Here is an 18943-nt window from a genome sequence, read left to right on the forward strand (position 1 = left end):
CTCCTGCGGTTATGCTGGAGGTCCTCAGTCATTTCATGAAATTACGATTTTTCGAATAAAACGCGGAGACGTGTTTTAGATAGATCAGTACCTTGAAAACTGCATGACGAACAGAGTCTCAGGAATAGGGCTCTAAGAAAAGGCTATGGGTTGTAAGATTTACGCTGCCTGGTATTCGCTATGGGTCAGCTCCATCCGGTAGATAGTTCTGACTAGCTTCTTTGCCACGTGCGACAGGGCGACATAGAAGTGCTTGTCTTCAGCACGCTTTCTGGCCAGATACAGGCCAAACCGCTCGTCCCACTTGGAGACGTATATAGCGGCGTTGAAGAGGGCGAAGCGGAGGTATTTGGAGCCTCGTTTCTCCATATGGGCATAGGTGGATGTCAACTGCCCGGACTGGTAGGTAGATGGCGACATGCCTGCATAGGCAAGGATCTGGTCCGCATTGTCAAAGCGGTTGAAATCGCCAATCTCGGCCAGGATCATGGCTCCCATCCGGTAGTTGATGCCGGGAATCGTCATGATCGAAGAACTGCTCTTGTCCATAATCTTTCGAATGGAAGCTTCTACTTTTTCGATGTCGGCAGTCAGGGCATCGATCTGACGGATCGTCTGCTTGAGTTCTATGGATCTTACAGACATCTCTGATCCGACAGAGGATCTGGCCGCATCCCGGATCTCGATCGCCTTCTCTTGGCCATACCGGCCACGGGAGGCATCACAGAGCAGGGACTTCAGATGTGTGAGGTTGGCATCAACAACACATGACGCACCGGGCATTTCTTCAAGCAGGCGCTAGACGGTGTTTATGTGAAGCGTTGGGACGAGGCCTTCCAGTTTGGGGAATACGATGTTCACCAGCCTGGTGATGGATGTCTTCAGCTTCGCTCTCCTCTGGATGAGATCAAAGCGGTATCTGGTCAATGACTTCAGCTCTTCGCTGGGGTAAGATGTATCCGTGTAGGGCCTGAGGGTCTTATCAGTCACAAGCATTTCGGCAATGGAGCGGGCATCGACTTTATCCGTTTTCGTCTTTCTAAGGCGCTGACCTTTTCTGTAAAGATTTGTGTGAAGTGGGTTGATTACAAAGGTATGGTAGCCTCGATCAAGAAGCGAGCCCAAGATGTTGTAGGAATAGTAGCCGGTAGCCTCGAGCCCTACTTTTATCTGGGACAGGTCTTTTGAGGCCGTCTCGATTCTTCTGAACAGCTCATCATAGCCTTCACGATTGTTCCGGATGGTAAAGACCGGGAACAGTTCTTCAGCGTCCGGACCAAGAATACAGCAGTCGTGCTTGTCCTTGGCGACATCGATTCCAACGTAGATCATCTTTAAGATCAAAGAAGCGGTTGATTGTTCTGATGCTGTCGTCAGACCACAGGGCTCTCTGCCAATCGTATCCTCGTTCTACATAAACCGTCATGCGGTATCTAACTGATCAACAATGCAGTAAAGAGGCTGTGGCTGGAGCCCCTCTAAAACCGTCGAGCGGTAGGGGAGCAAGACCACTCCACAGCATCTGATGACAATGTAGCCGTTTACCAGGAACAGGTAAAGGAAAGCTACCACTTAATAATACGAGGGGGAGCCTGGCGTATCGGATACAAGGCGCATATCGGCGTGGATGCCGCAGGTGGCCTTGTGCATGGTGTAAAGATCAAGCGCCTAGAATGTATCCGACATATCCCAGGCACATGCACTCGTAAGGGAAGATGATAGGTTTTTCTGCGCATACTTTAGGCTATATAGGTATAGCGAAGCGCCCTTAAGGACGCATAAAGACCCACACCTCTCATCTATGCGCTAAAGCGTTGCTAAGGAAGCCTTCGACCATAGAAGGCCTTGCCTGTGCGCTCTTGACCGAGAAAGGCATCGAGTCCAGGAAGGCATCCGGCCGCTCAAAGGTAGAAGCACCCTTCCTTATCGTGAAGCGGCGCTTCGACCCCTTAAGGAAGCGCTACAGAGGGATAGAGAAGACCTCCTGTATGCTCGAGTCTGCCTCGCCCTTGCAAACCTTACCCATGTGCATCTTTTGCCGGCAGGTTGCACCTCCTGGCTTCCAGCGTCGCTTGATCTATCTTGGAGCCTTATTGCGGTGCATGGGGCAGGACAGATGTGAGGATAGCGGCTCCTGCACGTGCTGGATAAGCATCCTTTCCTGCCTTTCCCACATTCCGGCCTAGAAAAGCCGTGTGGCCGATCCCCTTTAACACGTTATGGGGCATTAATCATCGTTTCCCTAGGGACTGTCTCTCACTGTAATGGAAAGCAAGGGCCTAGGCCAATCGTGGTCTAACATAGAGTTTAGTAATTGCAAATGATACTTGGAGTTCGAGCCCCCGGCTCATTTCTCTATTTCGCTGTTAGACCATAATTGGCCTGACGCCCCTGTCCTTCCAATAGCTCCAGAAGGGTTGCTCTATGTCTATGAGCGCACGCCTGGTATGGGACATACCTGCCTCCTGCAAGCTTGCCTGAGAGCGTATCCTTCTTCTCCCGCTCAGAATGCCTTACCTGCTCTATCCACAGAAAGCAGGCAAGACAAGTGCCCCAGCCACTTCGTAGAAGACCCCATGGGAAAAAGCAGGAACTCGCGCAGCCTTCGCTGCATCGCATTGACGAGGCTAAGCTCGCCGTGTGCTTGAAGACCCCAAGCGAGGAGAGCCACGCGCATATCCTGTATGGTCGTCGCTGGCGACCCATAAGCTGTCGACGATACCTGAAAGGGCATCTGTGAGCTTTTCGTCCTCGGGTCTGCCCCTGCCGCAGAGGATGGCATATTCGTCGCCTAGGTCATACGCGCAGCACTCCACGCAGACCTTCTTGTTCGATATGCCACAGCAATGCACTACATGGCCGTGCGTGTGCGCCTCCCTCAGCATCTGGATGTTCGACCTTATCCCTGTTGCCTGTAAGCGTGCCCTTTGCATATGCGGCCCATGTGGTGGCCGTGAGCTTGGACATAGCCAGGACAGATCCCGTCTTTACAAAGAAGGTCTTGCCGCACGAGCAACACTTCCATCTCTTAAGGCCACACGCGTCGTGGCCCTTGCAATAGAAGCTGAGCGATTTGCACCTCGGGCACCTCTTGGGCGCCCCCGCAAGTGCCGAGCCTGCCATCTTCTTGGCTATGAGCGCCTTCAGCCTCTCTAAGAGCTCGCGCTTCTCGGCGATCCCCATCTTTTTGATCTGCTGCAGTATCATTGGATCCATCCGGGCCCTTCGATCCTCGATGTCTTTGTTTGATGATATGCATTGTAGGCAAAGGCCTGGACACTTTTGGGCCCTTCTTAGGTCAATTATGGTCTAACAGCGAGTTCGGACAACCTTTCTACCTGAGCTTTTGCAAGAAGCACAAAACGGGCTTCTGCAAGCTCCCGCGCTGTGGATACCCGTACCTCCAACTTCTGTAGGAATCACTGTCAAGGCTCTGCCATGTGGATAGATGGGCGGATGGATGGGTGGAGGGGACAGACAAATGGGTGTCGATGGGTGCGCTCGCACGCTACATGCTGCACCTGAAGGTTCTCTCTGGGTGGCGATTCTTACCTACGGGTATAACTGTCGCAAGAAGTGTTCTTGGTCGCGTGCGAATCATACCTGGAGTCGCAGAGGACAATCGCGAAGGTACGAGTGGCCTGTCAACCGAAACCCCATTGCACCACCAACGTCCCTCGGCGACGACCAAGCCATCACGGCCATCTCGGTACCAGCAATCGCACCGCCGCGCACACGTCACCACCACACATCGAAGGGAGCCATTATGCAAAAGGAGCTTTTGGACTACACCGCATCGAAGGTCGAGGAGATGCTGGCCGCCCAGTCGGCATCCGCCGATACTAAGAAGGCGGCACAGGCCTGGAAGGACGCCATCGCCGTGGGCAAGGACGCCGACGAGGCCACAAATCAACTGATGGACGCCATCAGCGCACACCAAACCACCATCGACGACCTCATCGGGTTCATCAGCTCGCCCGCGGGCCAGCAGGTCTTTGGCAAGGACGGCAGTAAACAGGCTCTGGCCCATGCCCGGGAGCGCAAGAAGGCTGGCGCCAAGTTCTGCGACTGCGCAGCCTGCAGGCCCTGCCACGAGCTGCTGCACAAGTTTGGCCGCGAGGAGGCAGACGTCTACCTGTAGTCATCTCAACACGCTAGCCACAGGGCGGGGTGCCGGCATAAGCCGACGCCCCTTTTTGCCTCCATTAGAGAAGAACGCACGCTTTTATAGGATGAACATTTATATAGAAGGATCGCGCGCAAAGTGGGCGTACGCACAGAGTGGTCGCACGCGAAGTGGGCGCTTTCGAGAAGCGCAGCCGTCCCACCAAAGCAGTGTCCAGCAGAAACTATCCCCGCCAGCAGCCCTCTACAGCGTCCGCATCAGTCCGCTACCAGGTCGAGCCAGCACGGCATCAGTGGCTGGACCTGCCCTTCTTTGCCCCTGCGGCCCACCTCGGGTGTGGCAAGTAACAGCCCGTGCTCGCCGTAGGGAAAGACGCGAAGCGTAAAGGACATGCCCGCCTTCCTCATGGCCTCGGCCAGAAGCAGGCTATTCTCCACCGGGACCGAGCTGTCCTCCAGCGTGTGAAAGACGAACGTGGGTGGCATGTCTTCTGTGACACACTTCTCGAGCGACAGCCACTCCATCAGCTGGGCGTCATCACCGCACAGATTCTGGAACGACCCCTTGTGCACGAACTCGCTCAAGCTAATCACGGGATAGCCTAGGACGAGGCCGGTGGGGCGCAGGTCCTCGCTTGGAGCTCCCACGCGCTTTGCCAGCCAGGGCTCCTGCCATTCACAGCCCAGGTCGCAGGCCAGATGTCCTCCCGCCGAGAAGCCCATCGGGAAGATGCAGCTCGGGTCGATGTGAAACTGCGCCGCATACCGCCTGAGATAGTCCACAGCACCCGCCGCCTGCACCAACGCCGCAAGGTACCTGGCAAGGGCGCAGCTGTAGGTGACCACGCAGGCGGCAAAGCCCCACGCTACCATCTGCAGGGCCACCGGCTCGGCCTCACGCACCGAGGCAAACGCGTAGACGCCCCCAGGTAGGATCGCGACGCATGGACATGTGACGTCGCGGTCTACGTTATCGAGCACGCCGGGAAAGTACGTCTGGATGAGCGCTGGCTCGTCCTTGTTCGGAAGCCTCAGATGGTTCTGATGACCCACCTCGTGCGCGCCGTCCTCCGACGCCTGAAGTATCTCGTGAAACATGCAAGCCCCCCACAGCCTAGGCCCTACAGCTCCGCCCCGTCTGGCTAGATCGCATGCTTGAACCACTAGAAACTGTCCTTGCGCGAGCGCTTCAGGATGCCATCGCCCTTATTGTCCATGTCCGCACAGACAAAGCCGTACCTCTTTACCATCTCACCCGTGGAGCGGGACACCAGGTCGACGTTGCCCCACATGGTGTAGCCGATGCACGGCACGTGGTCCAGGCAGATGGCGCCACGGATGACGTGCAGGTGCTTGGCCGGGTAGTCACAACGGTAGTCGTCGTGTACCGCGCCGTCATCAGACACCTGGTCGATAGCGCCCATGCCATTCTCAGCCACAAAGAGCGGTTTCTGGTAGCGATCGTAGAGTTCGTTCAGGCAGTAATGCAGACCCAGGGGATCCACGGCCCAGCCCCAGGGCGTCTTCTCTGCGCACAGCGGATTCGGCGTGCCGCCCAAAAGGTGCCAGGCGGAGTCCTTCGCCGAGACCACAGCCGAGCGGTAGTACGAGAAGCTGACAAAGTCCAGCGTGCCCTGGTACATGAGCTCGGCGTCCTCGGGCTCCATGCGCACGTCAGCCCTATGCGACCCCACACCTCGGAGGTAAAGTTCGGGTAGGCACCGCGCGACATGGCGTCGATGATCAGGTACTGCTCACGGCAGTGGCTGTACCAGGGCCAAACGTCCTCCGGTGCGCTCATGGCAGGGTATAGCTCGCTTATGGCATACATTGTGGAGAACCGAGGTCCCGGCTTCATCTGGTACCCCATTGCCACGACCGTGGCAAAGACCACCACCATGTGGTGGATCGTCTGCCAGTACATGGGCCAGATCTGGTTCATGACGCCCATCATGCAGATACCGCGGATGGTGTTGAGTTCGTTGAACGTGAGCCAGTACTTCACCTTGGATCCCAGGCGCTCAAAGAGGGCACGGGCGCACTTCACGTAGCAGTCGATGGTCTGGCGTCCGCCCCAGCCGTTGTAGTACTTCACTAGCTCGTATGACATCTCGTCGTGGCAGATCGTGATGAGGGGCTGGATACCGTGGGCCAAAAGGTCGTCCACAATGTCCTCGTAGAAGGCAAGCCCCCTCGTTCGGCCGGTCCTCCAAGCCCGTCGGGAAGATCCTAAACCAGCAGGTCGAGAAGCGGTATACGCGAAAGCCCATCTCGGCCATATCCTCGATGTCCTCGCGCCAGTGATGGTAGGAGTCCACGCCGCGATGTGAGGGGTAGTACACGTCGTCGAACATCGTAAGCTCAACGCCCTTAGGCAGCACTTCCTCCCAGTTGATGGAGCCGCACCTGCCGTCCCCGTCCTTCCAGGTGACCTGGTGCGGATGCGTCTGGTCACCATCCATCGCGAAGTCTATCTCGAGTAGTCCGCGTCCGCCTTCGCCGAAGCCGCCTTAGAACTGCCAGTCCGGCATGGCACCTCCGAAGAGGAAGCCCTCGGGAAACGCTCTTCTGCCATAGCATGCATCCTTTCTCGCGCGCTTGCTTAGGGCAAGAATAGCTGATGTTTCGACACCTCATCGAACAAGAAAAATGTCCAGTCAATGAGTCGGCTGGACATAATCCGTCTGGACTCCATGTGGGATGCTACTCCATATCCAAAGGCATCCTGTAATTGGGCGGCGGAAATTCCTCGTTCAGCAGAGCCATGTCCTCCGCCGTCAACTCCACATCGATCGTGGACCAGTTCTGCCTGACGTGCCTCGCACTGGAGCTGCGAGGGATGGCGATCACGTTCTGGTCATGCAAGACGAACGCCAGGAGCACCTGCATGGGGGTGATGCCGTGGGCGGCTGCAACCTCATGAACCGCCTTACTGTCCACAAGCCCCTGGCGAAGTCTGCCTGCCTGCGCGAGGGGACAGTACGCCATCAGCGGAATCCTCCTTTGCCTCATCCAAGGCAGAAGGTCAAACTCAACCCCACGCGACCCCAAGTGGTAGAGGTCCTGATTTACAAGACAATGCTCACCACCGTCCACCCTCATGAGCTCTTCCATGTCGTCGAGGTCAAAGTTGGATACTCCCCAGCCTCCAATCTTTCCACTCTCGACCAGTTCTTCCATGCATTCGACCGTCTCGGCCAGCGGAATCTGCCCGCGCCAGTGCAAGAGGTACAGGTCAAGGTAATCGGTGCCCAAACGTGCCAGCGACCTGTTGAGTGCACAGAAGATGCCCTTCCGGCCCGCATTGTACGGGTAGACCTTCGACACGATAAAGAGGTCTTCGCGCCTTCGTCCTCGGATGGCATCGCCCACCATCTCCTCGGCCGCACCGTCCCCATACATCTCGGCTGTATCAATCAGGCGAACGCCTACGTCCAATCCAGCTCGAAGCGCAGACAACTCGACCTCCCAGGGATGAAGGCCCCCGGCTAGATACCAAGTCCCCATACCAAGACGGGGCATTCTTCTGCCATCCCTCAGCTCTACGGTACGCCCGTTACTCAACCTCGTCATCTGCTCTCTGAAGTCCCAGGTAGTCCATCATTCCCGCAACGGCATGCTTGGCTCCAACCACCGCATGGACCACCGTCTTTGGCCCACTGACCACGTCGCCCGCTGCAAACACGCCCGGCACCGTGCACATGCAGTTTTCGTCGACCACTAGCGTGCCCCTGTCTGTGGCTGCAAGGCCCTTCGTCGTCAGCAGCAGCTTGTCCTTCGGCACCTGTGACACACAGATGATCACGGAGTCGCAGTTGACATGCTCGGTCTCGTCGGAAAGCCCAACAACTTGGCCCTCGTCGTCCAAGATGGAGTTGCGAAACACCGGGCCCCCGTCGTCGATGGACTCAATCGACTTCCAATAGATGATCTTCGCACCATCCAGCTGCGCCAACTCGACCTCGTCGGTGTTAGCCGAGGTACCGCCCCAGTTGGAATATAGAGTCACGTGTCGTGAGCCATTTCGGATGGCAGTTCGCGCCACATCCATGGCAACGTTGCCCACTCCTATGATAGCAACGTCAGAGCCCAGATTGCAGACAGATGGGTTGATCAAATAGTCAATGCCAAAGTAGACGTTGCCACGTGCCTGACCCTTTATGCCCAAAGTCCTAGCACGCCAAGCTCCCGTACCCACAAACACGGCGTCGTAGCCATCTCGTAGGAGGCCGTCTAGCTTCAGCGCGCCACCTATAGTTGTGTTCGGCCTCACATGCACTCCCAGCGCGTCAAGCGCCTTACGATATCGAGCCAGCAGCTGATGAGGCAGCCTGAACTCCGGAATACCATAGCGAAGCACGCCGCCGATGTCCATCTTTTGCTCGAAGATCGTTACGTCACACCCCACGCGCGCCAGCTGGATTGCCACGGTAAGACCAGCAGGTCCAGAGCCCACTACTGCTACGACCTTGCCGTTGTACGTAGGTTTCACGTCACGGATAAATCTGTCCAGATAAGTGTCCGAGACGTACTGCTCAATGGCCGAGAAGTGGATCGACGTGCCCTTCTTGCCCCGTATGCAGTATCCCTCGCATTGCTGCGAGTAGTTGCACACATACGAGCAGATGACACTCATCGGGTTGTTGTCGAACAGCATCTGGCCAGCCGCTACCAAATCCCGCTGTTTGAACTTCTGGATGACCTGCGGGATAGACGTGTGCACCGGGCAGCCCTTGCAGCATAGCGGTCGTTTACAGTTCAGACACCTATTTGCCTCGTCGATGATGTGCAGCGCCATACGGCAGCTCCCTTCTGAGGGCCAAGAAAAACGAGACAAGGATAGGAGGTACCTATGACCTCACCGTCCTCGCCTCGCAAGACGTGACCCGCTGTCAACTATGAGGCAAGAAGACCCTTAGTCCTGCAGCTTGAAGTCGTTGACCATCTCGTACCACTCGGCGATGCCGGAGTGATCGTCCTTCTCGTGGCCATGGGCCTTCAGCGACTGCATGATCTCCATGGCAAGCGAGGTAAAGGGGGTGGACACGTTGACGCCGTGCGAGGTATCGAGCGCGTTCTGCAGGTCCTTAATGTGGAGCTCGATGCGGAAACCAGGCTCGAAGTTTCCGTCGAAGATCTTCTGGGACTTCTGATCCATGACAACAGAACCAGCAAGGCCGCTGCGGATGGCCTGGTACACGCGGGAAGGGTCGACGCCGGCTTTCTTTGCCAGGCTGTACGCCTCGGAAATACCTGCAATATTGATGGCGACAATCATCTGGTTGGCCAGCTTGGTGATGTTGCCGGCACCGACGCCGCCCACCAGAGTCACAGTCGAAGCCATGGTCTGCAGCAGAGGCTCATACTTGTCGAACACGTCCTGCTCACCGCCGACCATGACGGCAATGGTGCCATCAATAGCCTTGGGCTCACCACCGGACACAGGCGCGTCGAGGAAGTCCACACCCTTCTTGGCCAGGCGGGCGGCAAACTCACGGGACTTGATGGGGTTGATGGAGCTCATGTCGATAACTGCCTTACCCTCACTGAGGCCCTCGAAGACTCCATCCTCGTCGAACAGGGCGCTCTCGACGTTGGGAGAGTTCTGCATCATCATGATGACGACGTCAGACTGCTCGCCAACCTCGCAACCGCTCTTTGCGCCCACTCCGCCAGCAGCAACGATGGCATCAATGCGATCCTGATGGTGGTCGTAGGCCACGACGGTGTGGCCAGCCTTCTGGACGTTGAGTGCCATAGGCTTGCCCATGATGCCCAGACCGATGAATCCTACCTTCATTTTGTGCTTCCTTTCTTGTGAAATACCCATTGATTGAACTATACGAAGCGGTAGCGACAAGACCACGTTTGACAATGCAAAGATATCACCTCAGGGCCTTTCCCAAAAGGTACGCCCTGATGCAGCTCTCGCCTGCAATGGGGACGCTGACATCCACGCGGTCGATGCACTCCTGCAGAGTCATGGGGCCCGTCACCGTGGGTATAACAAGATCGATACCCTGGGAGTAGACACTGCCCAGGTCGTCCGCCCTGCTACCCACCACGGCAACCACCGGGATGCCATGGCGCTTCGCAAGGCGCGCAACGCCCACGGGAGCCTTTCCGTTGGCAGATTGCGAGTCCATGCGCCCCTCGCCCGTCACCACCAGGTCAGCACCAGTCATGGCCTTCTCGAGCTCTATCTTCTGCAACACGAAATCTATACCTGAAACGATGCTGGCACCACAGAAAGAGACAAGGCCGGCTCCCAAGCCGCCCGCGGCGCCGGCCCCGGGTAGGGCGGCCACGTCGGATCCGACATCGCGCAGCAGTACCTCACTGTAGTGTCGCATCCAACCATCTACACGGGCCAGATCCTTACTAGCCAGGCCCTTCTGGGGCCCGTAAATGTACACTGCACCGTCAGCGCCGCAAAGTGGGTTGCGAACGTCGGTCAGTGCTACGAACTCGACATCCGCCAGACGAGGGTCGAGTCCAGAGGCATCGATGGACGCAAGTGAGCCAAGCCCAATGGCGCCGCAAGGGATGCCCTTGCCAGACTCATCCAGAAAGCGGGCTCCAAGGGCCTTAGCCAGACCAGCGCCGCCATCGCTCGTGGCACTGCCGCCAAGGCCAACGTAGACCTTTCGGGCGCCGTCCGCAATCGCGGCTAGTACAACTTGTCCTACGCCAAACGTAGACGCATGCAGCGCGTTTTCGGGACTCTGATCGATGAACGTGATGCCACTGCCCTCGGCCATCTCGATGACAGCCTCATCCCCTCCATCGATGAGGGCATAGTGCGCATTGACGGCGCCACCCAGCGGACCGCTGACCGCCACTGAGCGAACCTCTCCCCCACAGGCGCTGACGAGCGCATCCATGGTGCCTTCGCCGCCGTCGGCAATGGGAAACGTTATCGTGTTGGCATTCGGTACCACTCGATGTATGCCTACCGCCAGCAAGTCATCTACCTGCCTGCTGCTGGCAGACCCTTTGAACGTATCCGACGCTATTACCACGCTGAGCGAGGCCATTGAGTCCCCCTCCTCCCCGCAATTCTTCTTGGCTAGAGGCCAACGAAGAGTTACTTCAGATATCCGCCTTCGCGCATGGCCGCCTTCATTCCGTCGAGTGCGGCGCCCTGAGTGGGCTCGGTCGGCAGGATGGAAGGACCAACCTCCATGCCCATCAGGTTTGCCATGTCCTTTGTCGCCGCCGGAAAGCTGGCCGCATCCTGGGATAGGCGGATAGGGTTGAGCTTGAACTGCTCGGTTCGCGACCCCACGTAGTCCCCCGCCGCGAACTTGTCGTAGATGCCGCAGACCAGATCCGGGAAGATGTTTGCCGTGGAGCACACCGCACCATCTGCACCACAGCAAAGCCCGGCGTAAACAATGGTGTCCTTGCCAGCGAAGACCGTGAAGTTGATGTCAGACGTCAGACGAACAAGCTCCTGAAGGTTCGTGATATTACCGGACGAATCCTTTATGCCAACGATGTTCTGGAAGTCGTGCGCCAGGGCAACGATGGTAGGAATGGGCACAGGATAGCCTGCCCTGCCAGGGTTGTTATAGATGAACATCGCCGTGTCCGGAACTGCCTTGGCAATAGCTGCGTAGTGGTTGTACAGCGCCTGGGTCGTGGGCTGGATAAACATGGGCTGCAGCACCGAAACGGCGTCGACATCCAGCGCTGCCGCCTTACGTGCCAGCTCGACGCACTTGCTGGTGCGGATGTGTCCGACGCCGAGCATCACGGGAACACGGCCGGCGACCTGGTCCAAGATGGCCTTCGTGGCGTCAATCATTTCATCGTCGTCGAACATGTAGAACTCGGAATTCGAGCCGAAGGCCAGAATGCCGTCAACGCCGTGGTCAATCACGTAATCCACCTGCTTGCGCAGCCTTGCCTCATCGATGGCACCGGTCTGGCCGACGGGAGTCAAGATGGGAACAAAGATGCCATGGTAACCATTTGCACTAATTTCCTTTGACATAAGGCCTTCCTCCATATGCACCGTACGAAACCCCAGGGGGAACTGTGGGAATTCGTACGGCCAGTTCGAACCGATGCAATCTGCTAGCGCACGAGTGCGGGACGCTTGCTGTCAAACTTCCAACCAGGGATGAGGTACTGCATGCCGATGGAGTCGTCACGGGTCCCCAGGTTGTTGTCAACGAAGAGCTTGTGCGCCTTCATCAGGGCGTCACGGTCAATCTCGATGCCCAGGCCAGGGACGTCGTACGGGACCTTCACGCGACCATCCTCAATCTTGGGCGGGTTCTTCGTGAGCGCCTGGCCATCCTGCCAGATGTAGTGGGTGTCGCAGGCGTTATAGAAGCCGGGTGCCGCCGCAGCGGTTTGGGCGACCATAGCCAGCGAGATGTCGAAGTGGTTGTTGGAGTGCACGCCCCAGGTGAGGTCCATGTCGTGGCACAGCTGCGCCACGCGCGTAGCGCCCTCCATGGTCCAGAAGTGGGGATCCGCCAGAGGAATGGACACGGAGTCCAGGCGGATGGCCGCCTTCATCTCGCGCCAGTCCGTGGCAATCATGTTCGTCGCGGTCGGAAGGCCCGTCAGACGGTGAAACTCCGCCATGACCTCACGACCGGAGAAGCGTCCCTCAGCACCACAGGGGTCCTCGACGTAGGTCAGGGTACCGACCATGTCCTTGCAGAGGTCGACGGCTTCGGCCAGGGACCAGCAGCCGTTGGGATCCAGGTCAATGCGGGCGTTGGGGAACTGCTTCTTCAGCGCCTTGATGGCCTTGATCTCCTCCTTACCCTCGAAGACACCGCCCTTCAGCTTATAGTCCACGAACCCGTAGCGCTCGGTCGCGGCCTCGGCCTGCTTCACGATAGCCTCCGGGGTCAGGGCGGGCTCGCGACGGATGCGACCCCACTCGTCGGAGTTGTCATCGTCGTGGATGTAGGGCAGATCGGTCTTCGTGCGATCACCGACATAGAACAGGTAGGCCAGGAAGCGCACGGAGTCGCGCTGCTGTCCCTCACCCAGCAGAGCCGCCACCGGCACCTCAAGGTGCTTGCCCAGAATATCGAGCATCGCTGCCTCGACGGCGGTCTGCACGTGGACAGTAGTGCGCAGGTCAAACGTCTGGGCACCACGGCCACCCTTGTCCAGGTTGGCATACTTGTCGTGGATGGAGCGCACGACGTTCTTCCACTGCGAGACAGGCTGTCCCACTACCAGATCATCGATCTCGTTCAGAACCTCGGTAATCTTTGCAGAGCCGGGAACCTCGCTGATACCTTCGACACCCTCGGAGTCGGTCAGAATAACAACGTTGCGCGTGAAGTAGGGACCATGAGCACCCGAGAGGTTCAGCAGCATGCTGTCATAGCCTGCCACGGGATAGACTTCCATCTTTTCAATCTTGGGAACCATTGTGACCTCCACTATTAGTAGTTGATGACCCTCATTGCCGTCCTAAATCTAGAAACAATCTTACGTAGGTCTACGGAACAACTCAAAGTCACACAGGACAGATGACATCATGTTCGAATACACGTGTGTTGTTCCACGTACCATCTACACAACCGACGCTAACGCACCATGGCAGGCCTGTGTGAGTCGTACTTCCAGCCAGGGATGTAGAACTGCATGCCACGCGCGTCATCGCGCGTGCCGCAACCGTTGTCGACATAGAGCTTGTGAGCAGCCTTGAGCTTCTGGTGGTCCAGCTCGATATCCAGCCCGACGCCGTCGCGAGGCACGCGCAGGCAGCCGTCCTCAAAGTGCGGAGCCACCTTGCCTAGATGCTGGCCATCCTGCCAGATATAGTGGGTATCGCAGGCGTTCAACTTGCCAGGTGCCGCAGCCGCCGCCTGGGCCACCATGGCCAGCGAGATATCGAAGTGGTTGTTGGAGTGTACGCCCCAGGTGAGGTCCATGTCGTGGCACAGCTGTGCCACACGCACACATCCCTCCATGGTCCAGAAGTGGGGATCTGCCAGTGGAATGGTTACAGAGTCCAGGCGGATAGCTGCCTTCATCTCGCGCCAGTCGGTATCAATCATGTTCGTTGCGGTCGGAAGGCCCGTCAGACGGTGAAACTCCGCCATGACCTCACGACCGGAGAAGCGTCCCTCAGCACCACAGGGGTCCTCGACATATGCCAGAACACCGGTCATGTCACGACAGAGTTTCAGAGACTCCTTCAGCGACCAGCAACCATTGGGGTCGATGGTTATGCGCGCATCCGGGAAGCAATTCTTTAGCGCCTTGATGGCCTTGATCTCCTCCTTACCCTCGAAGACACCACCCTTCAGCTTGAAATCATGGAAGCCGAAGCGCTCCTGAGCGGCTTCGGCCTGGTGTACGATAGCCTCCGGGGTCAGGGCGGGCTCGCGACGGACACGTCCCCACTCATCGGAGTTGTCATCGTCGTGGATGTAGGGCAGGTCGGTCTTCGTGCGATCACCGACATAGAACAGGTAGGCCAGGAAACGCACCGAGTCGCGCTGCTGTCCCTCACCCAGCAGAGCCGCCACCGGCACCTCAAGGTGCTTGCCCATGATGTCAAGCATGGGCGTTTCGACGCCGGTAAGCACGTTGGTGACCTTCTTGAATATCTGCGCGTGAGCAGTCTCCTGACCTGTGGGCTGAGCTTTGCCCTGAATCTGCTGCTCCAGCATCGTGCGACAGGACCTCACCACGTTCTTCCACTGCGAGACGGGCTTGCCAACCACGAGGGGTATGCAGGACTCCAGGCGCTTGGTAATGACCTCGCCACCAGGTACCTCTCCCACGCCCTCATAACCCTGTGAGTCATGCATCACGACGACGTTCCGCGTGAAAAAAGGCTCGTGAGCTCCAGCCTGGTTCAGCAGCATACTGTCATAGCCTGCTACAGGAACAACTTCCATACTCTCGATTGTAGGTACCATGCCATCCTCCGTTTCCCAGGGCCGTTTGTCCTTCAGCAAACAAAACGATAGGTTGGTTCAGGACACATAGCCATGGACTCAGTAACAGACCGTCCAGGCCATATAGGGAGTTGTAGCTGTCATGCATAACATGATATATCATATTACATAGTGATACTCATCGGACGAAAGACCAGAGACGTGCCATGAACTTAGACCCCAAAATCGCAAAGAGCATCGTGACCAGCCTGAAGGACGTGGTCAACCACGAGATTAACCTCTTTGACACGACGGGACGCGTGGTGGCCAGCACCGATGCCTCACGCGTCGGTACCACGCACGATGCGGCCAGGCTTGCCGCAAAGACCAGCCAAACGGTAGCAGTTGACGACAGCGACCAGTTCAAGGGTGCCAAGCATGGAATCAACGTGCCCGTATTGTTCAACGGAGCCGTTGTGGCAGTCGTTGGAATGACCGGCGAGCTGGACGAGGTCAGCTCCTTTGGCACCATCATCGGAAGGATGACAGAAATACTCATTCGTGAGAACCACGATCAGGTGGTCCGATTCGACGCAATGGAGCGCTTCTCAAACCTTGTGAACCTGCTGGTTCTAAAGCACCACGATCACAGTCTCGTAGACTACCTTGCCTCGGTGCTGAACATCGACTTTTCGATTCCTCGCAAAGCCGTTGTGGGAAGACGTGCCGACAACGAGCGGATGGACAAAATTGGCGACGTCTACCCCATCCTCTACGCGCGGTTATCCCAGGAACCCGGCTGCTTCTTCTCCACAACCGAAAAGGAGGTGAGAATATTCGCCAACAGGGAGGGAAGCAAGCTCTCCACCTTTGTTCGTAACATCCATAAGGACCTCGAGAACCATCTGGACGCGGAATTCTATTTCGGCGTAGGCGACACTGCGATGTCCGAGGAAGAGTATTGGAGAAGCTACGAGAGGGCCAGCAGGGCATTGAGTTGGTCGCTGTTCAAGCATGAGGGGAACGTCCGGTTTTTTGAGAGCATGGACGAGGGCATCGTCTTTACGGCCATCCCAAAGGACGAGTCCGCCAGCTTCGTGAATCACGTGTTCGGAGATCTCTCCGACAAAGAAATCGATGACTTCCAAGTGGTGTTCGATTCGTACGCCCGACACAACGGAAGCATTACCCACAGCGCAGACGAGCTCTTTCTGCACAAGAACACGCTCCAGAACAGGCTGAACAAGATTGCACGCATGACCGGTTATAACCCCCGAGACCTGTCAGACTACGCTGTGCTCTCCATGGCGTTCAAACTCAGGAGCTATCTACGCCAAAGATAAGTGCTTCGTGGTAAAAAAGTTCGCCCTATACAGAAAAGGTCCGCGCAGCTCAAAATGAACTGCGCGGGCCCCCTCTTTCGCTTTTCGATGTCTCGCTATACAAGACCTAGGGCATGAACACGCCGGTCACGATGCCAAACAGAACGACGACGACATTAATAGCCCAAAGCTTGAGGAACGAGAACTTGATGTGCTCGTCGATCGTGATTCCGGTAAGGTCTGTCGCAATGTAGAGCTGCGGCTGCGCCACAACCGAGACCATCGAGCCGAAGTTCATGTAGAGCGCTGCAATGACAACCTGCGCAGGCACACCATACTGAGCCGAGAAGGCAATAATCAGGGGCATAAGCGCATAGAACCAGGTATCGTTTGTGAACACCAGCATGAGCGGTGTGCTGCACAGGGCAATGATGAGATACAGGTAGGGACCCATGACAGAAGGAACGAGGGCCATCAGCAACTGGACCATGGCATCGAGCATGCCGCTGTCCTGCATCACGCCGACAACGACACCCGATAGAAGCACTGCGGGAAGGACGGGGAACAAGGAGCTGGCGTACTTCTTGAGCAGCTTGTTCTGCTGCTTCAAATCCCTGTAATTAACTTGCAGGCCAATAACCAGGCCAAATGCGAATACGTAGTACTGGGGAATGCTGCTGAATGCGATGAGGCAAAACACCAGGAAAGCAGTGAACAGCAGGTTAAAGGCAAAGCGATTATGCCTCGTGAGCTCCGTGTCCTTGAACTGAGCTAAAAGCTCCTCGTTCGAGATCTCGATGCCCTCCTTCTGGTTCTTGCGCTCCTTGGCACCAAAGTAGAGGGCAATACCAATGACCAGGACAAACATGAAAATCTGAATCGGGACAATCTTGATAAACAGGTCGGTGCCGGTGATACCCTGATCGGCAACTAAGGAAGCTGCACGCAGAATCTTCGGGTTCCAGGGCGTATTGCACATGATGAGAATGGCAACACAAGTCAAGAAAGGCAAGATCTTCTTGTCGACACCAAACTTCTCGTAGAGGGGAAGCATCAGCGGAACTGTTATCAGAAACACCGACGTGATGGACCCATCAAGCTCGCAAATGCACGCGACGATTACCGTCAGCACACAGATGACCGGAGCGGATACCTTAATGCGCCTCATGAGGAACTTGACAATGTCGTCAAACATGCCTGTGTCCGCCACCATCATGAAATATGGAAGCGAGAAGAGCATCATCAAGGAGATGGACGTCGTCTTTGAGAAACCGTCCTTGAGCCAGGTGCCAAACGTACCGGGAAGACTAGTGATGTCCACTGCCGTGAAGCTGCCCGCCGCCACATAAACGGCAATCAGCCCCGCAACCAACGGAAACACCGTGAAGGCAAGCAGCGTGCTCACCTTGTTCTTCAGCAGCACGACCGTAATCACAATCATGGTCGCGAATCCAAGCAATGCCAATCCCAAGTTCACGTAGACCCCTCCAATCGACAGTTCCTCACCCCGGGAAGCCCGACGGAGTATGACGAGGCTAACGAATGTTGAACTATATTCATACTTCATACAGTTCCCTTACCTGCCACATATCGAATTCTACGGTGACTATCGTTTGCCAAAAAGTCTGCTTGGAACAAAAGAGTGGCTTCCGAGCAACTTAAATCATGTTCTGCATAACAATGCCTCTGAAATGGCACCGCGTGATACTACTTTCACGAAGGTCCTGTATCAGAAGTAGCTGGAGAGGAGGACACGATGGGACAGAAAATCTTCTACGCACCCGTGAACCACCCACACCTGGGCGACGAGCTCAACCTACTCTTCAAACATGCCATCGATGCATACTGCGTTGCACCGCACGTTTGGAACGTGGGCGGAAACGACGACGTCTGCGCCTACTTGATGGACACAAGCGGCGGACTCGTGCTTCTGGATACGGGATATAGAGCGTCCGTATACCTCATGGTCGACCACATCTGGAGACTGGGGTTCGATCCCGCGGACATCCATAAGGTGCTCTTGTCGCACTGGCATTGGGACCATGCAAACGGTGCATCCTACATTCAGGGTCTCTCGGATTGCGAAATCTGGCTGTCTCAGCAAGACGAGGTTCTTCACCAGAAGTGGAGGGATGACACCAGCGAACTTCCGATGGTTCCTTATGACGTGGCAAACTTCTACGACTTCCAGAAGCCCATAGAGGTTGGAAGTATGTCCATCCACGTGCGGCTGACGCCCGGACGCACCCCCGGGGCGGTTGCATTCTTCTTTGATGACACCGACGAAAGCACTGGCAAGACCTACTGCTGTGCAATGCACAGAGGTTTGGAGATCCCGATTATGGGACCCGAGAACCTCCAGAAGTGGGACATCACCGAAGTCATCGTGCGACAGTTCATTCGCGACTGTGATGAGCTGGAACAACTAGATATAGACATCGCCTTTCCAAGCCACCTAAACATGGGCAACGTATTGGCCAACATGCCAGCCAATAAAAGCGACTACAGCACCTGGGTTGCCCCGTACACATGGAAGCACATCGTCGAAAGTCGCAAGAGGCTCGTGCAGACCTACTACCCAAAGAGCTTCTTTGAGGGCAAAGGCAAACAAGCCGATCGCTAAGGAGG

16 protein-coding genes and 1 pseudogene are annotated in these 18943 nt (G+C 56.6%); 3 read left to right on the forward strand and 14 right to left on the reverse strand.

Going from position 1 to position 18943, the window contains the following annotated elements; genetic code table 11:
• Positions 1–159: 159 nt before the first annotated feature.
• From J4859_RS14395 to J4859_RS14410, 4 genes are all read right to left on the reverse strand, one after another.
• Positions 160–783 carry a transposase gene (locus J4859_RS14395; RefSeq protein WP_212330927.1) on the reverse strand — a complete coding sequence of 208 codons (624 nt, stop codon included), beginning with the start codon at positions 781–783 and terminating at the stop codon, positions 160–162.
• 15 nt (positions 784–798) lie between these two features.
• Positions 799–1332 (reverse strand): transposase, encoded by a 534-nt coding sequence (locus J4859_RS14400; protein WP_212330930.1) that lies wholly within the window; start codon positions 1330–1332, stop codon positions 799–801.
• A gap of 1295 nt (positions 1333–2627) precedes the next feature.
• On the reverse strand, positions 2628–2816 hold the full coding sequence (locus J4859_RS14405; protein ID WP_212330933.1) for a hypothetical protein: 189 nt from the start codon (positions 2814–2816) through the stop codon (positions 2628–2630).
• Positions 2797–3216, reverse strand: coding sequence for a hypothetical protein (locus J4859_RS14410; RefSeq protein ID WP_212330936.1), 420 nt, complete (start codon positions 3214–3216; stop codon positions 2797–2799). The genes J4859_RS14405 and J4859_RS14410 overlap by 20 nt, the downstream gene beginning before the upstream one ends.
• A 565-nt stretch (positions 3217–3781) precedes the next feature.
• Here J4859_RS14410 and J4859_RS14415 point away from each other — a divergent pair.
• Entirely contained in the window at positions 3782–4141 is a 360-nt protein-coding gene (locus tag J4859_RS14415; RefSeq protein ID WP_249113670.1) for a 3-hydroxyisobutyrate dehydrogenase, read from the forward strand.
• 242 nt (positions 4142–4383) lie between these two features.
• Here J4859_RS14415 and J4859_RS14420 read toward each other — a convergent pair whose 3' ends face one another.
• The 9 genes and pseudogenes from J4859_RS14420 to J4859_RS14470 form a co-directional block, all read right to left on the reverse strand.
• Positions 4384–5223 (reverse strand): alpha/beta hydrolase, encoded by an 840-nt coding sequence (locus tag J4859_RS14420; protein WP_212330942.1) that lies wholly within the window; start codon positions 5221–5223, stop codon positions 4384–4386.
• A 65-nt stretch (positions 5224–5288) separates the two neighbouring features.
• Positions 5289–6587, reverse strand: a pseudogene (locus tag J4859_RS17985) (glycoside hydrolase family 1 protein).
• A gap of 241 nt (positions 6588–6828) precedes the next feature.
• On the reverse strand, positions 6829–7698 hold the full coding sequence (locus J4859_RS14440) for an aldo/keto reductase (RefSeq protein ID WP_371812081.1): 870 nt from the start codon (positions 7696–7698) through the stop codon (positions 6829–6831).
• Positions 7682–8923 carry an FAD-dependent oxidoreductase gene (locus J4859_RS14445; RefSeq protein ID WP_212330948.1) on the reverse strand — a complete coding sequence of 414 codons (1242 nt, stop codon included), beginning with the start codon at positions 8921–8923 and terminating at the stop codon, positions 7682–7684. Before J4859_RS14445 ends, J4859_RS14440 begins: the two co-directional genes overlap by 17 nt.
• A gap of 117 nt (positions 8924–9040) precedes the next feature.
• Positions 9041–9955, reverse strand: coding sequence for a 2-hydroxy-3-oxopropionate reductase (garR, locus tag J4859_RS14450; protein ID WP_212330950.1), 915 nt, complete (start codon positions 9953–9955; stop codon positions 9041–9043).
• A gap of 55 nt (positions 9956–10010) precedes the next feature.
• Positions 10011–11162 (reverse strand): glycerate kinase, encoded by a 1152-nt coding sequence (locus J4859_RS14455; protein ID WP_212330952.1) that lies wholly within the window; start codon positions 11160–11162, stop codon positions 10011–10013.
• Positions 11163–11212: 50 nt separating this feature from the next.
• Entirely contained in the window at positions 11213–12124 is a 912-nt protein-coding gene (locus J4859_RS14460) for a dihydrodipicolinate synthase family protein (RefSeq protein WP_212330954.1), read from the reverse strand.
• 83 nt (positions 12125–12207) lie between these two features.
• Positions 12208–13533: an enolase C-terminal domain-like protein gene (locus J4859_RS14465; protein WP_212330957.1), complete on the reverse strand. Its 1326-nt coding sequence runs from the start codon at positions 13531–13533 to the stop codon at positions 12208–12210.
• A 158-nt stretch (positions 13534–13691) separates the two neighbouring features.
• Complete coding sequence (locus tag J4859_RS14470) at positions 13692–15035, reverse strand: enolase C-terminal domain-like protein (protein ID WP_212330960.1); 1344 nt, start codon at positions 15033–15035, stop codon at positions 13692–13694.
• Positions 15036–15220: 185 nt separating this feature from the next.
• Between J4859_RS14470 and J4859_RS14475 the strand changes: the two genes are divergently transcribed.
• Positions 15221–16336, forward strand: coding sequence for a sugar diacid recognition domain-containing protein (locus tag J4859_RS14475; protein ID WP_212330963.1), 1116 nt, complete (start codon positions 15221–15223; stop codon positions 16334–16336).
• A 106-nt stretch (positions 16337–16442) separates the two neighbouring features.
• Here the strand turns inward: J4859_RS14475 and J4859_RS14480 are convergent, their stop codons facing one another.
• A complete protein-coding gene (locus J4859_RS14480) occupies positions 16443–17882 on the reverse strand; it encodes an SLC13 family permease (protein WP_249113673.1) in 1440 nt (479 codons plus the stop codon).
• 189 nt (positions 17883–18071) lie between these two features.
• Here J4859_RS14480 and J4859_RS14485 point away from each other — a divergent pair, with 189 nt between their 5' ends.
• Positions 18072–18938 carry an MBL fold metallo-hydrolase gene (locus J4859_RS14485; RefSeq protein WP_212330965.1) on the forward strand — a complete coding sequence of 289 codons (867 nt, stop codon included), beginning with the start codon at positions 18072–18074 and terminating at the stop codon, positions 18936–18938.
• Positions 18939–18943: the final 5 nt, after the last annotated feature.

This window comes from Atopobium sp. oral taxon 416 (assembly GCF_018128285.1).
Classification (GTDB): domain Bacteria; phylum Actinomycetota; class Coriobacteriia; order Coriobacteriales; family Atopobiaceae; genus Olsenella_L.

Bases quoted from the DNA above. Each gene is read 5' to 3' on its own strand.
- J4859_RS14470 (WP_212330960.1), bottom strand. From the start codon at position 15,035: ATGGTACCTACAATCGAGAGTATGGAAGTTGTTCCTGTAGCAGGCTAT.
- J4859_RS14475 (WP_212330963.1), top strand. From the start codon at position 15,221: ATGAACTTAGACCCCAAAATCGCAAAGAGCATCGTGACCAGCCTGAAG.
- J4859_RS14480 (WP_249113673.1), bottom strand. From the start codon at position 17,882: ATGAAGTATGAATATAGTTCAACATTCGTTAGCCTCGTCATACTCCGT.
- J4859_RS14445 (WP_212330948.1), bottom strand. From the start codon at position 8,923: ATGGCGCTGCACATCATCGACGAGGCAAATAGGTGTCTGAACTGTAAA.
- J4859_RS14455 (WP_212330952.1), bottom strand. From the start codon at position 11,162: ATGGCCTCGCTCAGCGTGGTAATAGCGTCGGATACGTTCAAAGGGTCT.
- J4859_RS14395 (WP_212330927.1), bottom strand. From the start codon at position 783: ATGCCCGGTGCGTCATGTGTTGTTGATGCCAACCTCACACATCTGAAG.
- J4859_RS14420 (WP_212330942.1), bottom strand. From the start codon at position 5,223: ATGTTTCACGAGATACTTCAGGCGTCGGAGGACGGCGCGCACGAGGTG.
- J4859_RS14460 (WP_212330954.1), bottom strand. From the start codon at position 12,124: ATGTCAAAGGAAATTAGTGCAAATGGTTACCATGGCATCTTTGTTCCC.
- J4859_RS14485 (WP_212330965.1), top strand. From the start codon at position 18,072: ATGGGACAGAAAATCTTCTACGCACCCGTGAACCACCCACACCTGGGC.
- J4859_RS14440 (WP_371812081.1), bottom strand. From the start codon at position 7,698: ATGACGAGGTTGAGTAACGGGCGTACCGTAGAGCTGAGGGATGGCAGA.
- garR (WP_212330950.1), bottom strand. From the start codon at position 9,955: ATGGGTATTTCACAAGAAAGGAAGCACAAAATGAAGGTAGGATTCATC.
- J4859_RS14465 (WP_212330957.1), bottom strand. From the start codon at position 13,533: ATGGTTCCCAAGATTGAAAAGATGGAAGTCTATCCCGTGGCAGGCTAT.
- J4859_RS14400 (WP_212330930.1), bottom strand. From the start codon at position 1,332: ATGATCTACGTTGGAATCGATGTCGCCAAGGACAAGCACGACTGCTGT.
- J4859_RS14410 (WP_212330936.1), bottom strand. From the start codon at position 3,216: ATGGATCCAATGATACTGCAGCAGATCAAAAAGATGGGGATCGCCGAG.